Raw genomic sequence first — 21,514 nt, forward strand, 5'->3', positions numbered from 1 at the left:
GAACTGCGCGACATCAGCAAGTCCTATGGCCAGGTCTATGCGCTGGGCGGGGTCAATCTCAGCGTCGACCGCGGCGAGGTGGTCGGCCTGCTCGGTGACAATGGCGCCGGCAAGTCGACGCTGATCAAGATCCTCTCGGGCGTGGTCAAGCCGACCAGCGGCGAAATCCTCGTGCGTGGTAAGCCGGTGACCGGGTGGAGCGCGGCGCGTTCCCGCGAAGCCGGCATCGAGACGGTGTTCCAGGACCGGGCGCTGGCCGTGCAGCAGACCATCGTTCGCAACATCTTCATGGGCCGCGAGCTGACCGGATTCTTGGGCTTTCTCAGGGTCAACAAGGAGATCGAGGAGGCAAGCCGGCTGATGCGCGAGATCGGCTTCACCTCGAAAGTGTTCACGCCGCAGTCGATCGTCGGCCAGCTTTCGGGCGGCGAACGCCAGGGCGTGGCGATCGCCCGCGCCATCTACAAGCAGGCCGAGCTGATCGTCCTCGACGAACCGACGACGGCGCTGTCGCTGACCGAAACCGCCAAGGTATTCCATTTCGTGCGCCAGGTGCGGGCGAGCGGCCGCTCGATCCTGTTCATCGGCCACAACATCCATCATGTCTTCGACATCGCCGACCGCTTCGTGGTGCTGGATCGCGGCAGGATCGCACTGACGACCGACCGCAGCGAGGTCAAGTCGGCCGAAGACCTCATCAACTTCATGGAAGAGGTTGCGCATCCCGGCGGATTGGCCGGGCTGCACGATGCCGGCGACGCGGAGCAGAGAGCACGATGAGCAAGACCATGGAGCCCGACCTGCACGAGCCGTCCTCCGGCATTCCCCGTCCCAGTTCTCAGAAGGAATGGAGGCACCCATCCGATCACTGGATGCGCGGCTTCATCCTCGACAACCGTGCCGCGCTCGGCACGCTCGCCGTGTTCATCGTCATGATGACGGTGTTCCTGATCGCCAACCCGACCGTTTTCACCACCTGGTATCTCTACCGTTCGGTGCTGACGACGCTCCCCGTTGCGCTGTTCGTGGTGGTGCCGCTGGTCTTCGTCGTCACCTGCGGCGAGATTGACCTGTCGTTTCCGGCAACGATGGGCTTCGCCTCATGGGTCTTCGCGCTGGTCGTGCAGGCCGGTTACGATCCGTTTCTCGGCATCGCCGCGGCACTCGTCACCGGCATGCTGCTCGGCTTCCTCGTAGGCTCGCTGGTCGTCTATGGCGGGCTGTCGTCGTTGATCGCCACGCTGGGCATGAATTTCCTGCTGCGCGGCCTGATCCAGATCATCAACGAGGGCAAGTCGATGGCGCTGACCAGCCTCAGCGACAGCTGGGCCTACACGATCTTCTCCAGCCAGCTCCTGGGCATTCCGGTGCAGATCTTCTGGGCCATCGGCTTCGTCGTGCTGTCGGCGATGCTCTATAACCGCCATCGTTTCGGCGCGCAGGTGAGGGTGGTGGGTGACAATCCCGACAGCGCCCAGCAGATGGGCATCGACGTCAAGCGCGTGCGGGTGAAAGTGTTCGTCTTCGTCGGCATCGGTGCGGCGATCGCCGGCACCTTCTCGGTGATGATCAACTTCACCTGGTGGCCGACCGCCGGTGACGGCTATCTCCTGCCGGTGCTGGCCTCGGTGTTCGTCGGCGGCACGCCGACCTGGGGCGGCATCGGCACCGTCGTCGGCGGCGCCATCGGCGCGGTCACCGTGTCCTTCATCCAGACCGGCGTCGTGGCGGCGGGATTGAGCGGTTTCTATGTGCAGTTCTTCAACGGGCTGATCATCATCCTGTCGCTGCTGGGGCACAAATGGAATCAGGCGCGGTATCGGTGAGGGGCTGTTTCGTTGGCGGACCGCATGCCTTGACGATTGGCGTAGACATCAATCACTTCGTCATCCTCGGGTCTGCGCCGCGTCGCTACGCTCCTTGCTTCGCCCGTGGATGACGAAGGTGAGGCTTCCGCGGGGAAAACGCCATCTTCACACCGCAGCCACAAACCCATCCAGCACGCGTTTCTGGCCGGCTTTGTCGAAGTCGATGGTCAGCTTGTTGCCTTCGATGGCCGAGATGTTGCCGTTGCCGAATTTCTGGTGGAAGACACGGTCGCCGACGTTGAAGGCGGACGGCTTGTCGGAGACGGATTTGGCGACCAGCTCGCCGTCGATGGTGCGGCCCTTGACCGAGGTGCGGCCGGCGCCGTAGCCGCTGTCCGTCTCGCCGTAGCCGATGCGCTCGACCTGGTGGCCCGAGCGCGAGCCCCAGTTGCGGTCGGTCGCCTCGGTGCGGTTGGCCTGCGCGCGCTGCCAGCCCGGCGTCGCATAGGTGTTGGAGAAGGCGCCGGATTTTTCGCTGTCGGCGCCGACATTGTCGAAGCGCGAGGCGCCATAGGGGTTCTGCCGTCCTGCGCCCTGGCCGCCGCGGCCGGAGGCAAAGGAACCGCCGCCATAGGAATTGCCGTAGCCGCCGTAGGAGTTGCCGCTTTCAGCGACCTCGACATGGGCGTTCGGCAATTCCTCGAGGAAGCGCGACGGGATCGTCGACTGCCACAGGCCATGGATCTGGCGGTTGGAAACAAACCAGATATGCAGGTTCTTCTTGGCCCGCGTCAGGCCGACATAGGCGAGGCGGCGCTCTTCCTCCAGCCCGGAGCGGCCGCCTTCATCGAGCGCGCGCTGATGCGGGAACAGGCCTTCCTCCCAGCCGGGCAGGAACACGGTCTCGAATTCGAGGCCCTTGGCCGAATGCAGCGTCATGATCGAGACGGCGTCGAGCCCGGCATTCTGTTCGGCGTCCATGACCAGCGCGACGTGCTCGAGGAAGGAGCGCAGCGATTCGTACTCCTCCATCGAGCGGATCAGCTCTTTCAGGTTCTCCAGCCGGCCGGGGGCTTCCACCGAGCGGTCGTTCTTCCACATGTCCGTGTAGCCGCTCTCTTCGAGAATGGTCTCGGCGAGTTCGGTGTGCGGCGTGGTTTCCAGCGCCTTCTGCCAGCGCTCGAAATTGGCCGCCACTTCGCGCAAGGCGGCGCGCGGCTTCGGCTTCAACTCGTCGCTTTCGGCGAGCTTGGCGGCGGCCTCCAGCATAGGGATGCGCAGCGCACGGGCGGTGTCGTGGATCTGGCGGATGGTGGCTTCGCCCAAGCCGCGCTTGGGCACATTGACGATGCGCTCGAAAGCGAGGTCGTCGGCGCCCTGCGCGACGACACGGAAGAAAGCCATGGCGTCGCGGATTTCCAGGCGCTCGTAGAAGCGCGGGCCACCGATGACGCGGTAGTTGAGGCCGAGTGTGATGAAGCGATCCTCGAAGGCCCGCATCTGGAAGGATGCACGGACAAGAATAGCCATGTCGTTGAGATTGTGCTTCTGGCGCTGATAGGCCTCGATGGTCTCACCGATGGCGCGGGCTTCTTCTTCGGAATCCCAGGCGGCGTGGACATTGACCTTGCCATCCTCGGGATCGTTGCGATCCGTGAACAGCGTCTTGCCGAAGCGGCCCTCATTGTGAGCGATGAGGTGGGAGGCGGCACCAAGGATGTGCGCAGTCGAGCGGTAGTTGCGCTCCAGCCGGATGATGGTGGCGCCGGGGAAATCCTTGTCGAAACGCAGGATGTTGTCGACCTCGGCGCCGCGCCAGCCATAGATGGATTGGTCGTCATCGCCGACGCAGCAGATGTTTACGGTGGCGCGGGTTTCGGCCGAAGAGCGCCCAATCTCCCCCTCAAGGGGGGAGATCGGCTTGCCTTGAGGCCTTTGCGCCAACAGCCGCAGCCACATGTACTGGGCGGTGTTGGTGTCCTGGTACTCGTCGACGAGGATGTACTTGAAGCGCTTATGGTATTCCTTCAGCACGTCCGGATTGGCGCGCAAGATGCGGATCGGGTGGCAGAGCAGGTCGCCGAAATCGCAGGCGTTCAGCGTCTTCAGCCGCTCCTGATAGGCCTTGTAGAGTTCGCGGCCCTTGCCGTTGGCGAAGGCGCGCGCGTCGCCCTCGGCAATGTCGGCGGGGCCTTGCCCCTTGTTCTTCCAGCCGTCGATCATCTGGGCGAACTGCTTGGCCGGCCAGCGCTTGTCGTCCAGCCCCTCGGCCTGGATCAACTGCTTGATCAGCCGCACGACGTCGTCGGTGTCGAGGATGGTGAAGTCGGAGCGCAAACCGGCGAGTTCGGCATGTCTGCGAAGCAGCTTCACTCCAATCGAGTGGAAGGTGCCGAGCCACGGCATGCCCTCTACATTGCCTTCGCCGATCAGCACGCCGATGCGGATCTTCATCTCGCGCGCGGCCTTGTTGGTGAAGGTCACCGCGAGGATCTGCGACGGAAACGCCTTGCCGGTGGCGAGGATGTGGGCGATGCGGGTGGTGAGCACGCGGGTCTTGCCGGTGCCGGCGCCGGCCAACACCAGAACCGGGCCCTCCGTTGTTTCAACAGCTAGCCGCTGCTCCGGGTTGAGGCCCTTCAGATAGTCGGGTGCGTTGTTGTGTCCGCTGCGGGCAGCCATGGCGCGCGCGGCGATACCCGACGGGGCCGAGGGCCGCGCATTGGGTTCGTCGAAAAAGGGCATGTCTTCGGAAAAGCCGGACATCGCCCCCGAATGTAGTGATTCGGTGGGGAAAGACCAGAACTGTCTACGTTTTGTTCCGCTAAAGTGCTGGCGGCAAGGATGTATGGGCTGTTCAGGCCTTGCGGTAGCCGAGAGCGACGAAAAATCGCTGCCCTAACGAACGCGCCTCATCGGTCATCACGGCGCCGAGTGCCGTCTGCATCCGGTCGTAGTAATGGCTGCCCGCAGGGGACGCGAGAAATGCCGCGTAAAGCCTGAGATCGTCGAGCGACAAGTCACGATAGGCGAAAGCATTTCCTTCCATGATCCCCTTTTCGGCTTTTTCACGAAGGTTGCCGGCCTGCTTGTGCACCAGCACCATTATCTGCTGATCCGATAAAGGCTGCCCGGCTGCCGCGAGCATTCCCGAAACCATCGCATAGCCCATGTTCAATGCGATCGCTTCAGCCATGTCCACGGCGCTGGTATCGTCGACGATTTTCCGGTACAACGCGAGCCGTGTCGGATCTCCCGCCTGAAGTCCTCCAAGGATTTTCGGACCTTCGATCTTCTTGCGCCCCACGGCTTGCGGATCGGACGCTTGGATCTCCAGGGCTGTGACCCGCCTGCCCAATGGTGAATCGAAGAAAGCAGCCAGATCGGTGAGATCGACGGGCTGCAACCGGCCCGTCATCCGCGCCTCTACGGCTTTCTCCATCCTGTCAGCGTCAAAAGCGCCTTCAGCGGCGGCGGACAAGGCTTCCTTGACTTTTTCCGGCCCCGGCACGGATTTGATGCCGGCGACTATGCTTGGGCCGAGGCCGGCCAGCATCTCGTGGAAGCCGCTTGCCTTGTTGATCTCCTCGAGCGTTTGTGCCGACGCCGGTTGACTGCCAGCCATAAGCACGACGAAGCCGAACAGCGCGCCGGCAATGCGCATCCATGGCGGAAAGACGAAGGGCATGACTCGGTCTACTCCACGGTGATGCTGCGACGGAGACTGCTCGATAACCCGACCGCAGGCAAGATGAATTGCCACCTTGGCGTGTGGGCCAGCTTGACAGGCGGGGCGGGCAGGAGAAAGCTGTGCGCAGGGCAGGAACGGGACATCGGGCTGTCCTTGGCGTGGCAAAGCGCAACAGTCGAAGGAGTATCATCTTGGCTGTCACCATCACCTCCCTCATTCTTTTCCTCATCGGCCTGGCACTCGGCGGCGGCGGCATCCGCCTGGCGATGCTGGGCGGCAGCTGGTACTATGTCGTTGCTGGCCTTGCCTTCCTGATCGCCGCCTGGCTGCTCTACCGGCGCCGGTCCACCGCACTGTGGCTCTACGCGGCGATCGTGCTCGGCACGCTGGCCTGGGCGGTCTGGGAAACCGGCTTCGACTGGTGGGAACTCGGGCCTCGCGGCGGCGTCATCGTGCTTCTCGCTTTGTGGCTGCTGACGCCGTGGGCGAGGCGGGGTCTTGTCGGCCCTGACGCACGCGCGCCGCTGATCCTTGCCGTGCTGGCATCACTGGCCGTCGCCGGTTATTCGATGACTTCGGATCCGAAGGACATTGCCGGCGAACTCGGCACCGACAAGGTGGTCGCCAACGCCAATCTCGGCAATGACGTGCCGGCCGGCGAGTGGCACTATTACGGCCGCACGCAGTTCGGCCAGCGCTATTCGCCGCTCGACCAGATCACACCGGACAATGTCGCCAAGCTGCAGCCTGCCTGGACCTACCAGACCGGCGACGTGAAGGGACCGGACGATGTCGGCGAGACCACCTATCAGGTGACGCCGCTGAAGATCGGCGACACGCTCTACATCTGCACGCCGCATAATTTCGCCATCGCCATCGATGCCGCGAGCGGCAAGGAGAAATGGCGCTTCGATCCCAAGGTCAAGCTTGACAAGGACCGCCAGCACCAGACCTGCCGCGGTGTGGCCTATTACGCCGATGCCGCCGGCGCCGCCGGCCAGCCCTGTGCGACCCGCGTCTACCTGCCGACCTCGGATGCGCGGCTGATCGCGCTCGACGCCGCCAACGGGCAGATCTGCCCGGCTTTCGCCGAGGGCGGCACGCTGAACCTTCTGACCAACATGCCCTATCCGAAGTCGGGCTATTATTACTCGACCTCGGCACCGCTGATCTCAGGCGGCAAGATCATTGTCGGCGGCGCGGTCAACGACAATTATTCGACGCAGGAGCCGTCCGGCGTCATCCGCGCCTACGACGCTGCCACCGGCGCGCTGGTGTGGAACTGGGATTCCGGCAATCCGGACCAGACGACGCCGCTGCCGGCCGGCCAGACATATACCGCCAACTCGCCCAATATGTGGTCGACGCCGAGCGCCGACGAGAAGCTCGGCCTGCTCTACGTGCCGCTCGGCAACCAGACGCCGGATCAGCTCGGCGCCGGGCGCAGTGCCAATGTCGAGAAGTTCTCGTCGTCGATCACCGCGCTCGACCTCAACACCGGACAGGTGCGATGGGTGCGGCAGACCGTGCACCACGATCTCTGGGACATGGACGTACCGGCGCAGCCGAGCCTGATCGACATCACCAAACCCGACGGCACGGTGGTGCCGGCGCTGGTCGGACCGACCAAGCAGGGCGATCTGTATGTGCTCGACCGCCGCACCGGTGAGCCGGTCATCGCGGTCAACGAAGTGCCGGCGCCCGGCGGCGCGATCGAAGGCGACCACACATCGCCGACGCAGCCGGTCTCCGACCTCACCTTCATGCCGAAGCCGCTGACCGGCGCCGACATGTGGGGCCTCACCATGTTCGACCAGTTGGCCTGCCGGATCGAATTCCAGGGCCTGCGCTATGAGGGTCGCTATACGCCGCCTTCCGTCCAGGGCTCGCTGATCTACCCCGGCAATTTCGGCACCTTCAACTGGGGTGGCGTCGCCGTCGACCCGGTCCGGCAGGTGCTGTTCGGCATGCCGACCTATCTGGCGTTCAAGTCGCAGTTGATCCCGCGCGATCAGGTGCCGCCGCCGGACGAAGGGCGGGGCAGCGAACAGGGGCTGAACCGCAACGAGGGCGCGCCCTATGCGGTGGTGATGGGACCGTTCCTGTCGCCGCTCGGCATTCCTTGCCAGGCGCCGCCCTGGGGCTATGTCGCCGGTGCCGATCTCAGGACCGGCAAGATCGCCTACAAGCACCGCAACGGCACCGTCTACGACATGACGCCGCTGCCGCTGCCGCTGAAGGTCGGCGTGCCCGGCATCGGCGGGCCGATGATCACCGCCGGCGGCGTCGCCTTCCTGGGGGCCGCAGTCGACGACTATCTGCGCGCCTACGACCTGACATCGGGCAAGCAGCTGTGGCAGGCGCGGCTGCCGGCCGGCGGGCAATCGACGCCGATGACCTATACGGTCGCCGACGGCCGCCAGTTCGTGGTCATCGTCGCCGGCGGCCACGGTTCGGTCGGCACCAAGCCGGGTGACTATGTGATGGCCTACGCGCTGCCGAAGTAGGGGCGACAGGGTAACGCGATCTTTCAGAGGTCGCGCCGCCCCTCATCTGTGCCGGTGTCCTTTCCCCGCATAGTGACGGGGAAAAGTGCCCGACTGGGCGATGAGGGGCGGGAATCTTCCGATCGGCCCGTTGTCGATCAGCCAATCCCCAAATGACCCTTCAGGCTGGGCACCGAGCCGAGCACCTTGTTGGTCAGGTCGGGGCCGGCGGCGGCTTCGGCCTGCTGGATCAGCGTCGCGCCGGCCTTCTGGATCTGCGCCATGTCGAGCCCGGATGCCTTGAGCGCGGCGATGCCGTTGATCAGCGCGCCGGCCTTCTCGCCGAGAACGCCGCCAAGCGCGCCCTGCAACGACGACAGAAAACCGCCACCGCCGGCCGGAGCGGCGGCCATGACGTCATATTGATGGGCGAGGTCGTCGGCGCCGGGGATCTTGGCGAAGAACGCCGAGGCGCTGGTGCCTTCCGCCTCGTGTTCGAGCACCGAGAAAATGGTGCCGACGACTTTCTCCGTCGTCGCCTGGTCGAGGCCCGCCTTCTGCGAAACGGTGTTGACGATGTCCTGGACGTTCATGGCGTCACCTCAACCCTGGGTTTTCGTGTTGCGGTTCCGCTCAGTGCGGACCCTGATCAACGATAGTCTGCCTGCATTCACAACCATCGAGCGTAGGGCCAAAGCGGCGGCCCCCGCAAGGACGACCGCGCTGGCGAGGATCGGGGAAGGCATGGTCATGGTCTCGCTTCCTTCTGGGTCTGAGGCACGCGGTCAAGATACCGTCGATAGCCACCTTCCTTCACGATTGTGGCAGCGCCAGCAGGATTTATCGCCAATGACTAAAAAGTGATGACACGGCCGCGCATGGGCACCGGCTTTGCTGCCCGGACGCGGCCGGCGGCATACGCCTGAGGCGATCGACGGCAGCGATGAGTGCTCGACTGGATGATGCCGGCTTGGTCCCTATGTAGCTGGGAATTGAAGCCCGAAGCAGAGGAGCCCATCCATGACGAGACCCGACGCCAAGCCCACCATCACCCAGGCGATGATCGACGCCTATGACGAGTACACGCATCTGACGCTCGATCGCCGCCGGTTCATGGAGCAGTTGACCCGGCTTGCCGGATCAGGTGCGGCGGCGGCGGCGATCGCGCCGCTTCTGGCGGCAAATTCGGCGCAAGCAGGAATCGTCGCCGACAACGATCCGCGCGTGAAGGGCGAGGACATCAGCTACCCCGGCGGCAGCGGCGAGATGAAGGGCTATCTGGTCAAGCCGGCGAACCAGACGGGCAAGCTCGGTACCGTCATCGTCGTGCATGAGAACAGGGGGCTCAACCCGCATATCCGCGATGTGGCGCGGCGCGTGGCGCTGGAAGGCTTCGTGGCGCTGGCGCCGGATTTTCTGTCGCCGCTCGGCGGCACGCCGACCGACGAAGACAGGGCGCGCGACATGTTCGGCAAGCTCGATCCGGCGCAGACCATCGCTGACGGTGTTGCGACCGTCGCTTTCCTCAAGAGCGACAAGGACGGCAACGGCAAGGTCGGCGCTATCGGCTTCTGCTGGGGCGGTGGCACGGTCAACATGCTGGCCGTCAACGCGCCCGATCTCAGTGCCGGCGTTGCCTATTACGGCATGCAGCCGAAGGCCGCCGATGTATCCAAGATCAAGGCGGCCTTGCTGCTGCACTATGGCGGACTCGACGAGCGCATCAATGCCGGCATCGACGCCTTCAAGAAGGAACTCGACGCGGCGCATGTCGACTACACGGTCTATGTTTATGAAGGCGCCAACCACGCCTTCAACAACGACACGTCGGCGGCGCGCTACGACAAGAAGGCGGCTGACCTCGCCTGGGGCAGAACGATCGCCTTCCTTCGGGAAAAACTGAAATGACTTCAGCTGTCATGCCGCCGGCGCCCAGGCGGTTTCGAAGGCCGGCGACAGGGTGAAGCCGGCCGGCCGCGCCGAAACGGGGGGCGGGCGGCGCACGCCTTCCTGCAGGTACCGCAACGCCGACGTCAGCCCGTTCATCGTGTAAGGCTTGGCTATGACGCCGATCGCGCCGGCGAAATGATCGGGGATGCGCTTCGGATTGGCGGTCATGAACACCACCGTCGAACTCTTCCTTTCGCCTATGTACTTGGCCACGTCGATGCCGGACGGCCCGTCACTCAGATGGATGTCGACGAAGGCGATATCGGCTTCGGTCGCATCCGCCATGGCCATGGCTTCCGCCGAAGAGGTCGCCCAGCCGACGACGCTGTGGCCGGCGTCCTCGACAAGGCTCTCCAGCTCCATTGCCAGCAGCGCTTCGTCCTCGATGATCAGGACCTTGAGCGGCTCAATCATGACACATTCCCTTTTTCCTGAGGTTCGTTCGGGATCGAGATAACGACCTTCGTGCCGGGGCCGGTGTCGCGCCATTCGATCTCGGCATGCAACTGGCGGGCGAGCGATTTGATCAGCCGCATGCCGAACGAGGCATCGCCGTTGGCGTCGGCCATGCCGACGCCGTCGTCCGACACCTCGATATTCAAGTGGCCGTCGGGCTGGCTCATTTTGATGCCCAGGCGGCCGGCCGACATTCCGTCGGGCTTGGACTTGAAGGCATGCTTGAGAGCATTGGTGACGAGTTCGTTGACCATCAGAGCGACGGGCGTTGCCTTTTCCGCGGAAATGACGATCGGTTCCAGGTCGAGAGCCGGACTGATCTCAGAGCGCCCCGACGCCGTCAGCAGGTCTGTCACCAGATCCTTGGCGAAATCCGCCACATCGAACTTGCTGACGTCCTTCGACTGATAAAGCCGCCGATGCACCGTGCTCAGGGCTTCGATGCGCTCCAGCATGGTGGTCAACGAACGCCTGATCGCTTCGTCCCGTATGGTCCGCCGCTGCATAATGATGAGGGAAGAGATCATCTGCAGGTTGTTTTTCACCCGGTGATCCACCTCATGCAGCAAGGTGGTCTGCGCCTCGAGGGCGGCTTCCAGTTCCGCGGTGCGTTCCTTCACCGCCTTTTCGAAGCGGTCCTTCTCCGCGTTAATGCGACTCTCCGATTGTTTGCGATCCGAGACGTCGAGCTGCGATGCGAAAAAGAACTGCAAATCGCCTTTGTCGTTCGAAACGGGGCTGATGTAGAGCGCGTTCCAGAAGGTCGAGCCGTCCTTGCGGTAGTTCAGGATATCGACGCTGACATCGGTTTCATCCTCGATCGCCGCGCGTATCTGTTCGACAGCGGCCTTGTCGGTCTTCGGTCCCTGCAGGAAGCGGCAGTTCCTGCCCAGAACCTCATGACGCTCATATCCGGTCAGTCGCAGGAAAGCGTCATTGGCGAACACGATAGGATTGTCCTGCTGTCGGGGATCGGTAATGATCATCGACATGCGGGTGGCGCGGATAGCCGCCGCGAACGGATCGCCCTTGCCGTGCTCGACATGCAGATCGTCCGTCATGTGCCAGGCGTCGGCAGGCTCCCTGGTCCGTTTCCATTCCATTCTGTCACTCCAAGCCATTTTCGCGGGTGACAACGGATCAGACGCCGATTTGGTTCAATCTTGAGCCTTCCTGTCGCAGTTCGTACCGAGAATCAGGTCTCCGGAGTTAGCCGGCCGATGCCGGCTTGTGGAAGGCGACGCCGGCGACCACCAGCGCAATGCCGAGGCAATCGATAAAACCCGGAATCTGGCGCAGCACGACGACGCCGATCAGCGTCGCGGTGACCGGCAGCAGCGACAGCATCAGCGCGAAGCTCGCGCGTGGCAGCCGCGACATGGCGAGCTGGTCGCAGATGTAAGGAATGACCGACGAGCAGATGCCGACGCCGATGGCGGCGAGCAGCAGCGGCAGTGAGAAAAAGGCCGGCAGCGCATCGGTGAAGCCGATCGGCAGCACGACGATGAAGGCGATCGCCATGGCAGCACCCAGGCCGGCGATGCCGCTGCCGGCGCCTGAAGCGGCGACGCGATGGCCGAGTACGATGTAACCGACAAACAGCGCCCCGTTGAGGATGGCCCAGAACAGCCCGATGGGATCGTCGGACCATCTGACATCGATGAGCAGCAAGGTGCCGGCGACGGCGATGGCAAGGGCGGCGAGATTGCGCGTGCTCCTGAGGCCGATCGCCGCGACGCCGATGATGCCGACGAATTCGATCGCCGCCACCAGCGAGATCGGCAGTCGGTCGAGCGCCAGGTAGAACGAACAGTTCATCACCGCCAGACAGGCGCCGAAGGCCAGCAACAGCAGCCGCGTCGTGCCATCGGCGCGTGCGAAGCTTCGCCATGGACGGGTCAGGGGTGCGAAGATGAGTGCTGCCGTGGCGATGCGCAGCCACGCCATGCCGAGCACGCCGACATGCGGGAAAAGCAGCACGGCGAAGGCCGGCCCGAGATAGTGGAAGACGGCGCTGACGCCGAACCAGACATGCGGCGGCAGTTTTTCCGTCAGCTTGCCCAGGGTGAAGTTGCCCGGGGCAGGGGTCGCCGCGAGAGCTTGCGTTTGATCATCCATCGGATCAGTATCGCAGGCAGATTTGCCTATTTATATAGATGATGATTAGCTATTTCGGCTATCTTTCTCCCGGAATAAAGGAGTTTTCCATGAAGCGCCTTCGAACTGAAAGCGCCGATCTCGATGCCGCCGACATGAAGATCCTGCGCCTGCTGGAAAAGGACGCGCGCACCAGCACGGCGGAGCTGGCACGCTCGGTGGGCCTGTCGGCACCGAGTGTGGCTGAGCGCATCAAGCGGCTGCAGGAAAGCGGCGTCATCGAGGCCTATTCGGTCAGGATCAACCCGACGGCACTCGGCCTGCCGCTGTCGGCATGGCTGCGCATCCGGCCAGTGCCGGGGCAGTTGGCCGTCGTGGCCGAGATCATCCGCGAACTGCCGGAGATCGTGCAATGCGACCGCGTAACCGGAGAGGATTGTTTCATCGCGCTGGCGCATGTCGGGTCGGTGGTCGACCTCGAGCGGGTGATCGACCGCATCATTCCCTACGCGATGACCAACACGGCGATCATCCAGTCCTCGCCGGTGGTGGCGCGTTCGGCCCTGGCGGCGTTGAGGCGCCAGGCTTGACCTGCGGGGATTGTTCCGTTCGAGGACCTTATGCGTGGCCGCGCTTCATGCGCGCCTGTTTCAGGATGGCGCGCCAGCGGATCATGTCGAACGGGATCGGCTCGTTGTTGTTGGCGATGTGGAAGATCTCATTGTTGACGTTCTTGAGCGAGCGCCAGAAATCGTAGTCGGTGATGCGCGGATCGGCAGCCAACCTGTCCACCTCGACCTTGATGTCGGTTTTCATGCACTTTCCTCGAACCGGCGCCGCGCCGCCCGTGTCGCTACCTCGATGCAGATCGTTTTCGACCGGCCCGCTGAGTCGCGCAACGGCTCAAATGGCTTGTTCCCGTTAAAACCTTGGTAAGGTTAACGAGGGCGCCGCATCGCTTCAAGCGCCGCCGCCGGTCGACGGCAAGGTTCTGCGATTTTAGATCGCCGGTGTGGCTTTGAAGCCGGAAACGAGACGTGTCGGCATCGCCCTATTTGCGTTTGATGCCGATCGAGCGGCCGGCCCGTTCCGGCATCGGCAGGGCCGAATGGGCGGCGCGCATGTCTTCGACCCTGGCCAGCACATCGGCGGGGAAGGGCGCCACCTTCGGCCCGGACATGTCGACATGCAGCGACAGCGATTCGGAAGTCGCGGCCAGCCAGCCGTCGACATGGCGGATTTCCTGATAGGCCCGCAGCCGCTTGTCGTCATGGTCGATGAGCTGGAAAGAGACCGTGACCTTGTGCTCGAGATGCAGCTCCTGCACGTAGCAGACATGGACTTCGGCGGTGTAGATGGTGAGGCGGCGATCCCTGGCATAGTTCGGTCCCATGCCCATTGCCTCGAAGGCGTCGTCCGAGCAGCGGTCGAACAGCACGTTGTAATAGGCCATGTTGAGATGGCCGTTGTAGTCGATCCAGTCCTTCTCGATGTCCATGGGTTTCGAGACGAAGGGAGTGGGGATGGGCATCGAAACTTCCTTGTTCTGGTGCTGGACAGAGCGTGGCTCCGGAGACTCTATTTGTTCTGACGCAATTTCGGACGGAAAACTGCTTCACACTTTTCCTGGAATTGCTTTACGCATCCATAGACGCATAACAAGCATGGACGCTGGTCCATTCGCGGAGGAATTCATGGCTCTGAGCGACCTCAACCCGGTCGAACGCAACGAGGAAGGCATCGCCGCGGTGCTCGGCATCCTCAAGCAGCAGCTCGGCGAGCGATTCCAGACCGGCCAGGCGATCCGCTCGCAGCATGCACATACCACCACCTACATTCCGACGCAGGCACCGGATGGCGTTGCGTTCCCCGAGACGACGGCCGAGGTGCAGGAGATCGTGCGCGCCTGTGCGGCGCACCGCGTGCCGGTGATCGCCTTCGGCGTCGGCTCCTCGCTGGAGGGTCACACCAATGCTCCGGGCGGCGGCATATCGGTCGACACATCGCGCATGAACCGTATCCTGGCGGTCAATCCACAGGATCTCGACTGCACGGTCGAACCCGGCGTCACCCGCGAGGATTTGAACCGGCATCTGCGCGACACCGGCCTGTTCTTTCCGATCGATCCGGGCGCCAATGCCTCGCTCGGCGGCATGGCGGCGACTCGGGCCTCCGGCACCAATGCGGTGCGCTACGGCACGATGCGCGAGAACGTGCTGTCGCTGACCGCCGTCATGGCCGACGGCGAAACGGTGACGACCGGCAAGCGGGCGAAAAAGAGCTCGGCCGGCTATGATCTGACGCGGCTGCTGGTCGGCTCGGAAGGCACGCTCGGCATCATCACGTCGCTGACCTTGAAGCTGCAAGGCATCCCGCAGGCGATTTCGGGCGGCGTCTGCCCGTTTCCGAGCGTCGAGGCGGCCTGCAACGCGGTCATCGCGACGATCCAGATGGGCATCCCGGTGGCGCGCATCGAACTGGTCAACGCCTTGCAGATGCGGGCGATGAAGAATTATTCCAAGCTCGACTATCCCGAGAGCCCGTGCCTGTTCGTCGAGTTTCATGGTAGCGATGCCGGCGTTGCCGAACAGGCCGAAACCTTCGGCATGATCGCGGAGGAAAATGGCGGCGGGCCGTTCCTGTGGACCAGCGTCGCCGAGGAGCGCACCAAATTGTGGAAGGCGAGGCACGACGCCTACTGGTCGTCGCTGACCCTGCGGCCGGGAGCCAAGGGGCTGTCGACCGATGTCTGCGTGCCGATCTCGCGCTTTGCCGAATGCGTCATGGAAACCGAGGCCGATATCGCCGAGATGGGCCTGATCGCGCCGATCGTCGGCCATGCCGGCGACGGCAATTTCCACGTGCTTGTGCTGATGGATGTGAACGATCCCAAGGAGATCGCGCTGTCGGAAAAGTTCGTCGCGCGGCTCAACATGCGGGCCATCGCCATGGACGGCACCTGCACCGGCGAGCACGGCATCGGCCAGGGCAAGATCGGCTTCCTGCGCCACGAGCTCGGCCACGGCGTCGACATCATGCGCACCATCAAGCAGGCGCTCGATCCGCTTGATATCATGAACCCGGGCAAGATCTTGCCGGGAAACTAACCGATTTTCCGACGCAAGGTTCGTAGGCGGCCAGTCTTGACCGCGCCACCATTCGGGCCGAGGCTTGGCCGGTAGCAGGGCCTGAAGCCAACAGGCGTGCCAGCGGAGGAGGATGCCATGGCGATTTCACGCAAGGAAGAAGCGCGCGCGCTGAGTGCCGACGAACACGATCTGGTGGAGAAGTCTCACCATCCGGCGGTGCAGGAGCTCTCCGACGCCGATCTTGCCGGCCTGGTCAAGCTGTTGCGGGAGCGGCGCGACAAGGCGCAGACCGAAGCACACCGCCGCCGGCGTGAGATCCGGGGCAAGGGCGCGGCGAAGGGCGCTACGCCTTCGAAGGCTGATGGCGGGTCGCAGCTCAAGCTTGCGGTGCTGGCCATGGCCATGCGGCGCCTGAATGGCGAGGCCGAGCGGCGCCGGCAACTGGCCGCCAGCGTTTCGCTGATCGAGAATGCGCGCAAGGCATTGGTGATGAAGCAAGGGGCGGCATCGGACGGCCCCGCCTTCAACTCGCGCACCGCGCGCAGGGGTATGCGGCCGGTGGCGAACCAGAGGGCGCCGGATCTGGTCCGGCCAATGGAACTCGGCCGGCAGCGCAGGGCGGCCAAGGTGGCACAGGCAAAGCGCGACGCACGCTGAATTCGCGGTGATCGCGGGCTGAAATCGTTGAGGACGCCTGCCTACCGTGCGGCAGGCTTCGCCTGTCCGCCCTCGACAAGCACTTGCAGCATGGGGCGGGTTGGCGCGAAGAATGTCGTGCCGGTGTGCGGCGTGGAGAAATCGAGCAGGCGGTCGTAAGCGCCCGGCGGCTCGCCGATATACATGCGCTGCAGCATTTTTTCGGTGACCCAAAGATATCTGGAATAGCCGATGAAGTAGGTGCCGAACTCGTTCTGCCCCGGCCTGCCAAACGGCATGTTGTCGCGCAAAATATCGTACTCGTTGCCGGCGGCATCCTCGATGGTGGCCAGCGACTTGTGCGATTTGCGCGGCGCATCGTCATCGTCGATTTCGATGTTGTCGATCTTGGTGCGGCCGATGATCGCTTCCTGCTCGGGCGTCGGAATGCGCGCCCAGGCCTGCATGTCGTGGAGATATTTCTGGACGACGACATAGCTGCCGCCGGCGAAGTCGGCGTCTTCATCGCCGATGAGCGCAGAGGCGGGCAAGTCGAGGCCGGTCGGGTTGGCGGTCCCGTCGACGAAGCCGAGCAGGTCGCGCGCATCGAAATAGCGAAAGCCGGAAACCTCATCGATGACGCTTACGCCGTCACCGAGATTGTCGAGCAGGATGCGCTCGAACTCGAAGCACATGTCGGGGCGCTCGGAGCGGATGTGGAAGAGGAGATCGCCGGCGGTCGAAGGCGCCGAATGAACGGCACCCTTGATCGGTGCGAACGGTTTCAGTTCCAGCGGCCGCCGATCTGGAGAAAGACGATCCCAGAGATCGCGGCCGATGCCGGCAATGCACGACAGCCGCCCGGAGAGATCGCGGAACCCGACGGTTTTGACGAGATCGTCGAGCCCGCCGAGCACGGAGGCAACCTTGGCGAGCGCGCTCTGCTCGCTGGCGACGGTGACGACAAGAAAGACCGCCGAAAGGGACAGCGGAGCGTCGACACTTTGCGCATCGATCGGCACGCGATCCCAGTTCTTGCCCGACATCCGATTTCTCCGCTTCGCCGGGATTTGTTTCAGATCACCGGAGATCGCGCAACTGGATGAATTGCCTCTTTATCGACACGCGGATGCGGGTAGAGTGCGGCGGAAATTCAACCAACCTGTTCGGAGCTGATGCTCGCACGCCTGTTCGTGATCTTCGGTGGCCTGTTCGTGCTGGTGCTGTGTGCGGCGCTGGTGGTGCCGTATTTTATCGACTGGACCGGCTACCGCGCCGACTTCGAGCGCGAGGCGAGCGCCATTCTCGGCCGCAAGGTGACCGTGCAGGGCGACGCCACGGCAAGGCTGTTACCGTTCCCTTCGGTGACCTTCTCGAATGTCGCCGTCGCCGGCGGCCCCAACGGCCAGCCGGCCATGACGGTCGAGACGTTTTCGATGGATGCGGAACTGGCGCCCTTCCTGCGCGGTGAAGTGCTGATCTTCGACATGCGGCTGGTGCGGCCGAAAGCGACCATCGATATCGCCAATGACGGCACTGTCGACTGGGCGATACGGCCGTCCTCGCCCTTCGACCCCAGCCAGATCTCGATCGAGAAGCTGACGGTGACGGAGGGTCAGATCGAAGTTCGCCATGCCGCTGGCGGGCGCAGCCATCTGTTTTCCGAGATCAATTCGACCGTCTCGGCCAAGTCGCTGGCCGGCCCATGGCGCATGGACGGCACGCTGCGGCTGGACGGGTTGCGCACCGCGGTCACCGCGTCCACCGGCAAGGCCGAAGGCTCAGGACAGATGCGGTTTCGGCTGAAGGCCGATCCGGACGCGTATCCGCTGGTCATCGAGACCGACGGCAATGCCGGCATCGTCAATGGAGCCGCCGTCTACTCCGGCCAGTTCAAGATTTCCGGTGCCGACAAGAACAGCGCCGAGCTGCGCGGCACCGATGGCGAGACGGTGAAAGTCTCGGCCGGTAGGCCCGATCCGGGCTTTCGGCTGAACGGCAAATTTTCGCTCGACCACCAGAAACTCGGGGTCGACGAATTCCGCTTCGAGACCGGGCCGCTCGACAACCCCTACACCGCCGATGGCAAGGCTTCTGTCGATCTCGGGCTGAAACCGAGTTTCGCCATCGAGGCCAATGGCGCGCAGGTGCAGTTCGACGAGGCGGTGGGCGCCGAAGCCGGCGCCGGCCTGACGCTGGACCAGCGCATCGCGGCGTTCGAGCAAGCGCTGCTCGATATGCCGAAGCCGACCATCCCCGGCACGGTCGAGGTCAAGCTGCCGGCGGTGGTGGTCGGCGACACCACGGTGCGCGACGTGCATCTTTCCGCCGAGCCGGTCGATGGCGGCTGGTCGGTGAAATCGCTTGCCGCGACCTTGCCCGGCCGCACCACGCTGGAAGCGGATGGCATGCTGGTGCTCAATTTGGAGGGTCATTTCGGCTTCAACGGCTCGCTGCTGCTGGCCGTGGCCCAACCTTCCGGCTTTGCCGCCTGGCTGTCGAAGGATGTCGACGAGGCGATCCGCCGCCTGCCGGCCGCCGGCTTCAAGGCCAAGGTCGACCTCTCGCAGAAGCGCCAGGCCTTCAGCGATCTCGAACTGATCCTGGGCAAGGCGAAGTTTTCCGGCCGCATCGATTCCAGCCAGCCCGACGATGCCAAGCCCTCGGTGCTGATGCGGCTTGAAGGCGGTGATCTCGATGTCGACGGGCTGGCGGCCTTCGCCTCGATCTTCGTCAGCGACAAGGGCGCCAATCGCTTTGCCGACCGCGACCTCGATTTCCAGATCAAGGCCGGGCCGGTCAACGCCGGTGGGTTGACCGCCGACACGGTCGACACGGCGCTCAGGCTGCGCGACGGGCTGCTCGAAATCGACCGGCTTTCGGTGGGCGGGCTGGCCGGCGCCTCGATCAGCGCCACCGGCCGGATCAAGGATTTCCCCGCGAGCCCGACCGGCAAGCTCGATGCGTCGGTGGTTGCCGTCGATCTGAAGCCGCTGATCGATGTCGCCGCCCAGCACTATCCCGACAGTGCCGTGCTCAAGGGACTGTCGAGCCGTGCTGCTGCCTATCCCGAGCTGTTCCAGGATGCGCGCATCGACCTGGTGGCCAGTGCGGCCGACAATGGCGACGGCACCACGGGCCTGGCGGTAAGCGGGCAAGGCAAGGCCGGCGGCTCGGCCTTTTCGGCGTCGCTGTCGGGGAAGGGGGCGGTGGACAAGCTTCTCGAAGCGCCGGTGGCGCTGACCTTCAACGCCAAGAATCCTGATGCCACCGCGCTGCTGGCGCTCTATGGCCTGCCGGCGCTGCCGCTCGGCATGCTGGGCGAGGCAAACACCGATATTCAGGCCAAGGGCACGTTTGGCGGCGGCCTGGCGACGAATTTCAGCCTTGCCGGCAATGACTTCAAGGCCGGTTTCGAGGGAACGATCGCCGACACGCCGCAAGGCCTCGCCGCCAAGGGCAAGCTCAGCCTCGATGCCGCCGACATCGAGCCATGGCTGATGACGTCGGGCATCGGCCTGCCAGGCATGGGGGCGGGCATGTCGACGTCGCTCGCCGCGCAGGGCGACTACGGCAACGGCCTGCTGGTGCTGGACGAACTCAGCGGCGCCATCAACGAAGCGGCGATGTCCGGCGACGTCAATATCGATGTAAAGGACGGCGTGCCACATCTGGCCGGGGCGCTGGCGCTCGACGAACTTGACCTCGATCCCCTGGCGGTGGCGCTGTTCGGCGACTCCGCCTTTCTGGCCGACAAGGAGGGCGCAGCCAAAGACCGGGCAGGCAAGGGTGGCGTGTGGCCGGCGACACCGTTCAGCCAGAAATCCAGCCTGCCATTCACCGCCGACCTCGACCTGACGACGGCAGCACTGGCCGCCGGCCGGTTCGCCACCGCCTATGACGCCGCCTTTTCGCTCAAGCTCGACCAGGAAGGCATCCGCGTTTCGGATCTCAAGGCGAAGTTGCTGGGCGGGGCGCTGACCGGCCTATTCGAGTTGAAGAACAACAACGGCACCGGGCTGTTCTCTGGCCAGATGAAACTGGCGGGCGCCGATCTGGCGACCGTGCTGCCGGATGCCGGCATCAGCGGCATCGGCGATTTGTCGACGGCGCTGTCAAGCAGCGGCAAATCGGTCGAAGGGATGGTGGCTGCCTTGTCAGGCTCCGGAACTGCGGCGTTGAAGGGCGTGAAAGTTGCTGGCCTCAATCCAGATGCGTTCAGTGCGTTCCTCGCCAAGGCGGATGCGATCGGGCGCGACATCGATGCGGCCAAGACCGCCGGCTTCGCGCCCGAGATCGCCGCTGATGGCAGCTTTGCCGCTGGCGATGCCGACATAGCCTTCACGGTTGCCGGCGGCACGCTGCGGGCGCCGCCGGTCAGCCTGGAAAATCCAGCGGCGACCTTGTCCGCCGACATCACGGCGGATCTCAACGCGGCCACGGTGTCGGCCAAGGGTGCGATCACTTATCAGCCTGGCGACGAGGCGCTGGTCGGCTCCGAGCCGGTTGTGAATTTCACCGCCGAGGGGCCGTTCGGCGCGGTCAAACGAGCATTCGACAGTGAGCCGCTGGCGCAGTTCCTGACCCAGCGCGCGCTGGAGAAGGAGCAGCAGCGCGTCGAGGCGATGCAGGCCGCGCTGCTCGAGAAGCAGCGGCTGCGGCGCGAAGTGCGCTATTACGCTGCGCTGCAGGATGCTCGCGACAAGGCGGCCGAGGAATTGCGCCGGCAGGAGGAGGCAGCGCGGCTCAAAGCCGAAGCTGACGCCAAGGCCAAGGCCGAAGCGGATGCACAGGCTCAGGCTGAGGCGGACGCAAAGGCTCAGGCCGACGCGAAGGCGAAAGCCAAGGCGGACGCAGATGCCAAAGCCAAGGCCGATGCCGACGCGAAGGCGGCTGCCGAAAAGCAGGCCGCCGACGAGGCCGCCAAGGCGCAGGCCGAGCAGGAGCGGCAGAAGGCGGAAGAGGCGATGCGTATTGCCTCGCAGGAAAAGGCAAGGCTCGAAGCCGAACGCAAGGCCGCGCAGCCTCCGAAGGTGGAGCGTGCCCCGCTGCCGCAGGCCAACGACAATCCGCCGCCGGCCAAGCCGAAGGCCAATCCGTTCACGATCGACAATCTGCTGAAGTCGCTGCAGTAGTAGTCGACTACCCACGGTCTCGATCGAGCAGCCGCCGCAGCATCGGTTCGATGCGTGACAGCTCGTCGAGATGCGCCGCCGACAGCTCGGCCAGGCAATCGTCGGCGCGCTCGGTCAGTTGCAGCAGCACGCGGCGATGGTCGTCCTTGTCCTGATCCCTTGTGAC

Annotated in this window: 17 protein-coding genes and 1 pseudogene; 8 read left to right on the forward strand and 10 right to left on the reverse strand. The window is 64.2% G+C overall.

Annotated features, from left to right (window positions below; translation table 11 throughout):
- Both EN949_RS18755 and EN949_RS18760 read left to right on the forward strand, forming a co-directional pair.
- The coding region (locus EN949_RS18755; protein WP_164782515.1) for an ATP-binding cassette domain-containing protein at positions 1 to 780 on the forward strand (780 nt) is incomplete at its 5' end.
- Positions 777 to 1,826: an ABC transporter permease gene (locus EN949_RS18760; protein ID WP_027160618.1), complete on the forward strand. Its 1,050-nt coding sequence runs from the start codon at positions 777 to 779 to the stop codon at positions 1,824 to 1,826. The genes EN949_RS18755 and EN949_RS18760, both read left to right, overlap by 4 nt.
- A gap of 147 nt (positions 1,827 to 1,973) precedes the next feature.
- On the opposite strand, the gene EN949_RS18765 is transcribed toward EN949_RS18760, so the two are convergent.
- Positions 1,974 to 4,574, reverse strand: coding sequence for a UvrD-helicase domain-containing protein (locus tag EN949_RS18765; protein WP_063172473.1), 2,601 nt, complete (start codon positions 4,572 to 4,574; stop codon positions 1,974 to 1,976).
- A gap of 91 nt (positions 4,575 to 4,665) precedes the next feature.
- Positions 4,666 to 5,496 carry a DUF2059 domain-containing protein gene (locus tag EN949_RS18770; protein WP_127366017.1) on the reverse strand — a complete coding sequence of 277 codons (831 nt, stop codon included), beginning with the start codon at positions 5,494 to 5,496 and terminating at the stop codon, positions 4,666 to 4,668.
- 194 nt (positions 5,497 to 5,690) lie between these two features.
- Here EN949_RS18770 and EN949_RS18775 point away from each other — a divergent pair, with 194 nt between their 5' ends.
- Positions 5,691 to 8,006 (forward strand): glucose/quinate/shikimate family membrane-bound PQQ-dependent dehydrogenase, encoded by a 2,316-nt coding sequence (locus EN949_RS18775; RefSeq protein ID WP_063168289.1) that lies wholly within the window; start codon positions 5,691 to 5,693, stop codon positions 8,004 to 8,006.
- A gap of 137 nt (positions 8,007 to 8,143) precedes the next feature.
- Here the strand turns inward: EN949_RS18775 and EN949_RS18780 are convergent, their stop codons facing one another.
- The gene (locus tag EN949_RS18780; RefSeq protein ID WP_013530999.1) at positions 8,144 to 8,578 is read right to left on the reverse strand and encodes a hypothetical protein; all 435 of its coding nucleotides are present in this window, start codon (positions 8,576 to 8,578) and stop codon (positions 8,144 to 8,146) included.
- 427 nt (positions 8,579 to 9,005) lie between these two features.
- Between EN949_RS18780 and EN949_RS18790 the strand changes: the two genes are divergently transcribed.
- Positions 9,006 to 9,893 carry a dienelactone hydrolase family protein gene (locus EN949_RS18790; protein ID WP_127366016.1) on the forward strand — a complete coding sequence of 296 codons (888 nt, stop codon included), beginning with the start codon at positions 9,006 to 9,008 and terminating at the stop codon, positions 9,891 to 9,893.
- A gap of 9 nt (positions 9,894 to 9,902) precedes the next feature.
- On the opposite strand, the gene EN949_RS18795 is transcribed toward EN949_RS18790, so the two are convergent.
- From EN949_RS18795 to EN949_RS18805, 3 genes are all read right to left on the reverse strand, one after another.
- A complete protein-coding gene (locus EN949_RS18795; protein WP_013531002.1) occupies positions 9,903 to 10,349 on the reverse strand; it encodes a response regulator in 447 nt (148 codons plus the stop codon).
- Positions 10,346 to 11,494, reverse strand: a complete 1,149-nt coding sequence (locus tag EN949_RS18800; protein ID WP_013531003.1) for a histidine kinase dimerization/phosphoacceptor domain -containing protein — start codon at positions 11,492 to 11,494, stop codon at positions 10,346 to 10,348. Before EN949_RS18800 ends, EN949_RS18795 begins: the two co-directional genes overlap by 4 nt.
- A 106-nt stretch (positions 11,495 to 11,600) precedes the next feature.
- Positions 11,601 to 12,509: a DMT family transporter gene (locus EN949_RS18805; protein ID WP_013531004.1), complete on the reverse strand. Its 909-nt coding sequence runs from the start codon at positions 12,507 to 12,509 to the stop codon at positions 11,601 to 11,603.
- A gap of 89 nt (positions 12,510 to 12,598) precedes the next feature.
- Here EN949_RS18805 and EN949_RS18810 point away from each other — a divergent pair, with 89 nt between their 5' ends.
- A complete protein-coding gene (locus tag EN949_RS18810) occupies positions 12,599 to 13,078 on the forward strand; it encodes an Lrp/AsnC family transcriptional regulator (RefSeq protein WP_013531005.1) in 480 nt (159 codons plus the stop codon).
- 28 nt (positions 13,079 to 13,106) lie between these two features.
- Here EN949_RS18810 and EN949_RS18815 read toward each other — a convergent pair whose 3' ends face one another.
- Positions 13,107 to 13,304, reverse strand: a complete 198-nt coding sequence (locus EN949_RS18815) for a hypothetical protein (RefSeq protein ID WP_013531006.1) — start codon at positions 13,302 to 13,304, stop codon at positions 13,107 to 13,109.
- Between the two features lie 235 nt (positions 13,305 to 13,539).
- The gene (locus EN949_RS18820) at positions 13,540 to 14,019 is read right to left on the reverse strand and encodes a thioesterase family protein (RefSeq protein WP_013531007.1); all 480 of its coding nucleotides are present in this window, start codon (positions 14,017 to 14,019) and stop codon (positions 13,540 to 13,542) included.
- Positions 14,020 to 14,182: 163 nt separating this feature from the next.
- On the opposite strand from EN949_RS18820, the gene EN949_RS18825 reads away from it, so the two are divergent.
- Together EN949_RS18825 and EN949_RS18830 are read left to right on the forward strand one after the other, a co-directional pair.
- The gene (locus EN949_RS18825; protein WP_013531008.1) at positions 14,183 to 15,595 is read left to right on the forward strand and encodes an FAD-linked oxidase C-terminal domain-containing protein; all 1,413 of its coding nucleotides are present in this window, start codon (positions 14,183 to 14,185) and stop codon (positions 15,593 to 15,595) included.
- A gap of 117 nt (positions 15,596 to 15,712) precedes the next feature.
- A complete protein-coding gene (locus EN949_RS18830; RefSeq protein ID WP_013531009.1) occupies positions 15,713 to 16,234 on the forward strand; it encodes a hypothetical protein in 522 nt (173 codons plus the stop codon).
- A gap of 41 nt (positions 16,235 to 16,275) precedes the next feature.
- Here the strand turns inward: EN949_RS18830 and EN949_RS18835 are convergent, their stop codons facing one another.
- Positions 16,276 to 17,259 (reverse strand): Dyp-type peroxidase, encoded by a 984-nt coding sequence (locus tag EN949_RS18835; protein ID WP_127371070.1) that lies wholly within the window; start codon positions 17,257 to 17,259, stop codon positions 16,276 to 16,278.
- A 129-nt stretch (positions 17,260 to 17,388) separates the two neighbouring features.
- Between EN949_RS18835 and EN949_RS18840 the strand changes: the two genes are divergently transcribed.
- Complete coding sequence (locus tag EN949_RS18840; protein WP_127371750.1) at positions 17,389 to 21,348, forward strand: AsmA family protein; 3,960 nt, start codon at positions 17,389 to 17,391, stop codon at positions 21,346 to 21,348.
- 7 nt (positions 21,349 to 21,355) lie between these two features.
- Here EN949_RS18840 and EN949_RS36575 read toward each other — a convergent pair.
- A pseudogene (locus EN949_RS36575) lies at positions 21,356 to 21,514 on the reverse strand (MarR family transcriptional regulator); the annotation flags it as partial.

The organism is Mesorhizobium sp. M7A.F.Ca.US.007.01.2.1 (genome assembly GCF_003998165.1).
GTDB lineage: Bacteria > Pseudomonadota > Alphaproteobacteria > Rhizobiales > Rhizobiaceae > Mesorhizobium > Mesorhizobium ciceri.

Excerpts from the sequence above, each read along its gene's own strand:
- EN949_RS18760 (WP_027160618.1), top strand. The coding sequence starts at position 777 with ATGAGCAAGACCATGGAGCCCGACCTGCACGAGCCGTCCTCCGGCATT.
- EN949_RS18765 (WP_063172473.1), bottom strand. The coding sequence starts at position 4,574 with ATGTCCGGCTTTTCCGAAGACATGCCCTTTTTCGACGAACCCAATGCG.
- EN949_RS18770 (WP_127366017.1), bottom strand. The coding sequence starts at position 5,496 with ATGCCCTTCGTCTTTCCGCCATGGATGCGCATTGCCGGCGCGCTGTTC.
- EN949_RS18780 (WP_013530999.1), bottom strand. The coding sequence starts at position 8,578 with ATGAACGTCCAGGACATCGTCAACACCGTTTCGCAGAAGGCGGGCCTC.
- EN949_RS18790 (WP_127366016.1), top strand. The coding sequence starts at position 9,006 with ATGACGAGACCCGACGCCAAGCCCACCATCACCCAGGCGATGATCGAC.
- EN949_RS18795 (WP_013531002.1), bottom strand. The coding sequence starts at position 10,349 with ATGATTGAGCCGCTCAAGGTCCTGATCATCGAGGACGAAGCGCTGCTG.
- EN949_RS18800 (WP_013531003.1), bottom strand. The coding sequence starts at position 11,494 with ATGGAATGGAAACGGACCAGGGAGCCTGCCGACGCCTGGCACATGACG.
- EN949_RS18805 (WP_013531004.1), bottom strand. The coding sequence starts at position 12,509 with ATGGATGATCAAACGCAAGCTCTCGCGGCGACCCCTGCCCCGGGCAAC.
- EN949_RS18810 (WP_013531005.1), top strand. The coding sequence starts at position 12,599 with ATGAAGCGCCTTCGAACTGAAAGCGCCGATCTCGATGCCGCCGACATG.
- EN949_RS18815 (WP_013531006.1), bottom strand. The coding sequence starts at position 13,304 with ATGAAAACCGACATCAAGGTCGAGGTGGACAGGTTGGCTGCCGATCCG.
- EN949_RS18820 (WP_013531007.1), bottom strand. The coding sequence starts at position 14,019 with ATGCCCATCCCCACTCCCTTCGTCTCGAAACCCATGGACATCGAGAAG.
- EN949_RS18825 (WP_013531008.1), top strand. The coding sequence starts at position 14,183 with ATGGCTCTGAGCGACCTCAACCCGGTCGAACGCAACGAGGAAGGCATC.
- EN949_RS18830 (WP_013531009.1), top strand. The coding sequence starts at position 15,713 with ATGGCGATTTCACGCAAGGAAGAAGCGCGCGCGCTGAGTGCCGACGAA.
- EN949_RS18835 (WP_127371070.1), bottom strand. The coding sequence starts at position 17,259 with ATGTCGGGCAAGAACTGGGATCGCGTGCCGATCGATGCGCAAAGTGTC.
- EN949_RS18840 (WP_127371750.1), top strand. The coding sequence starts at position 17,389 with ATGCTCGCACGCCTGTTCGTGATCTTCGGTGGCCTGTTCGTGCTGGTG.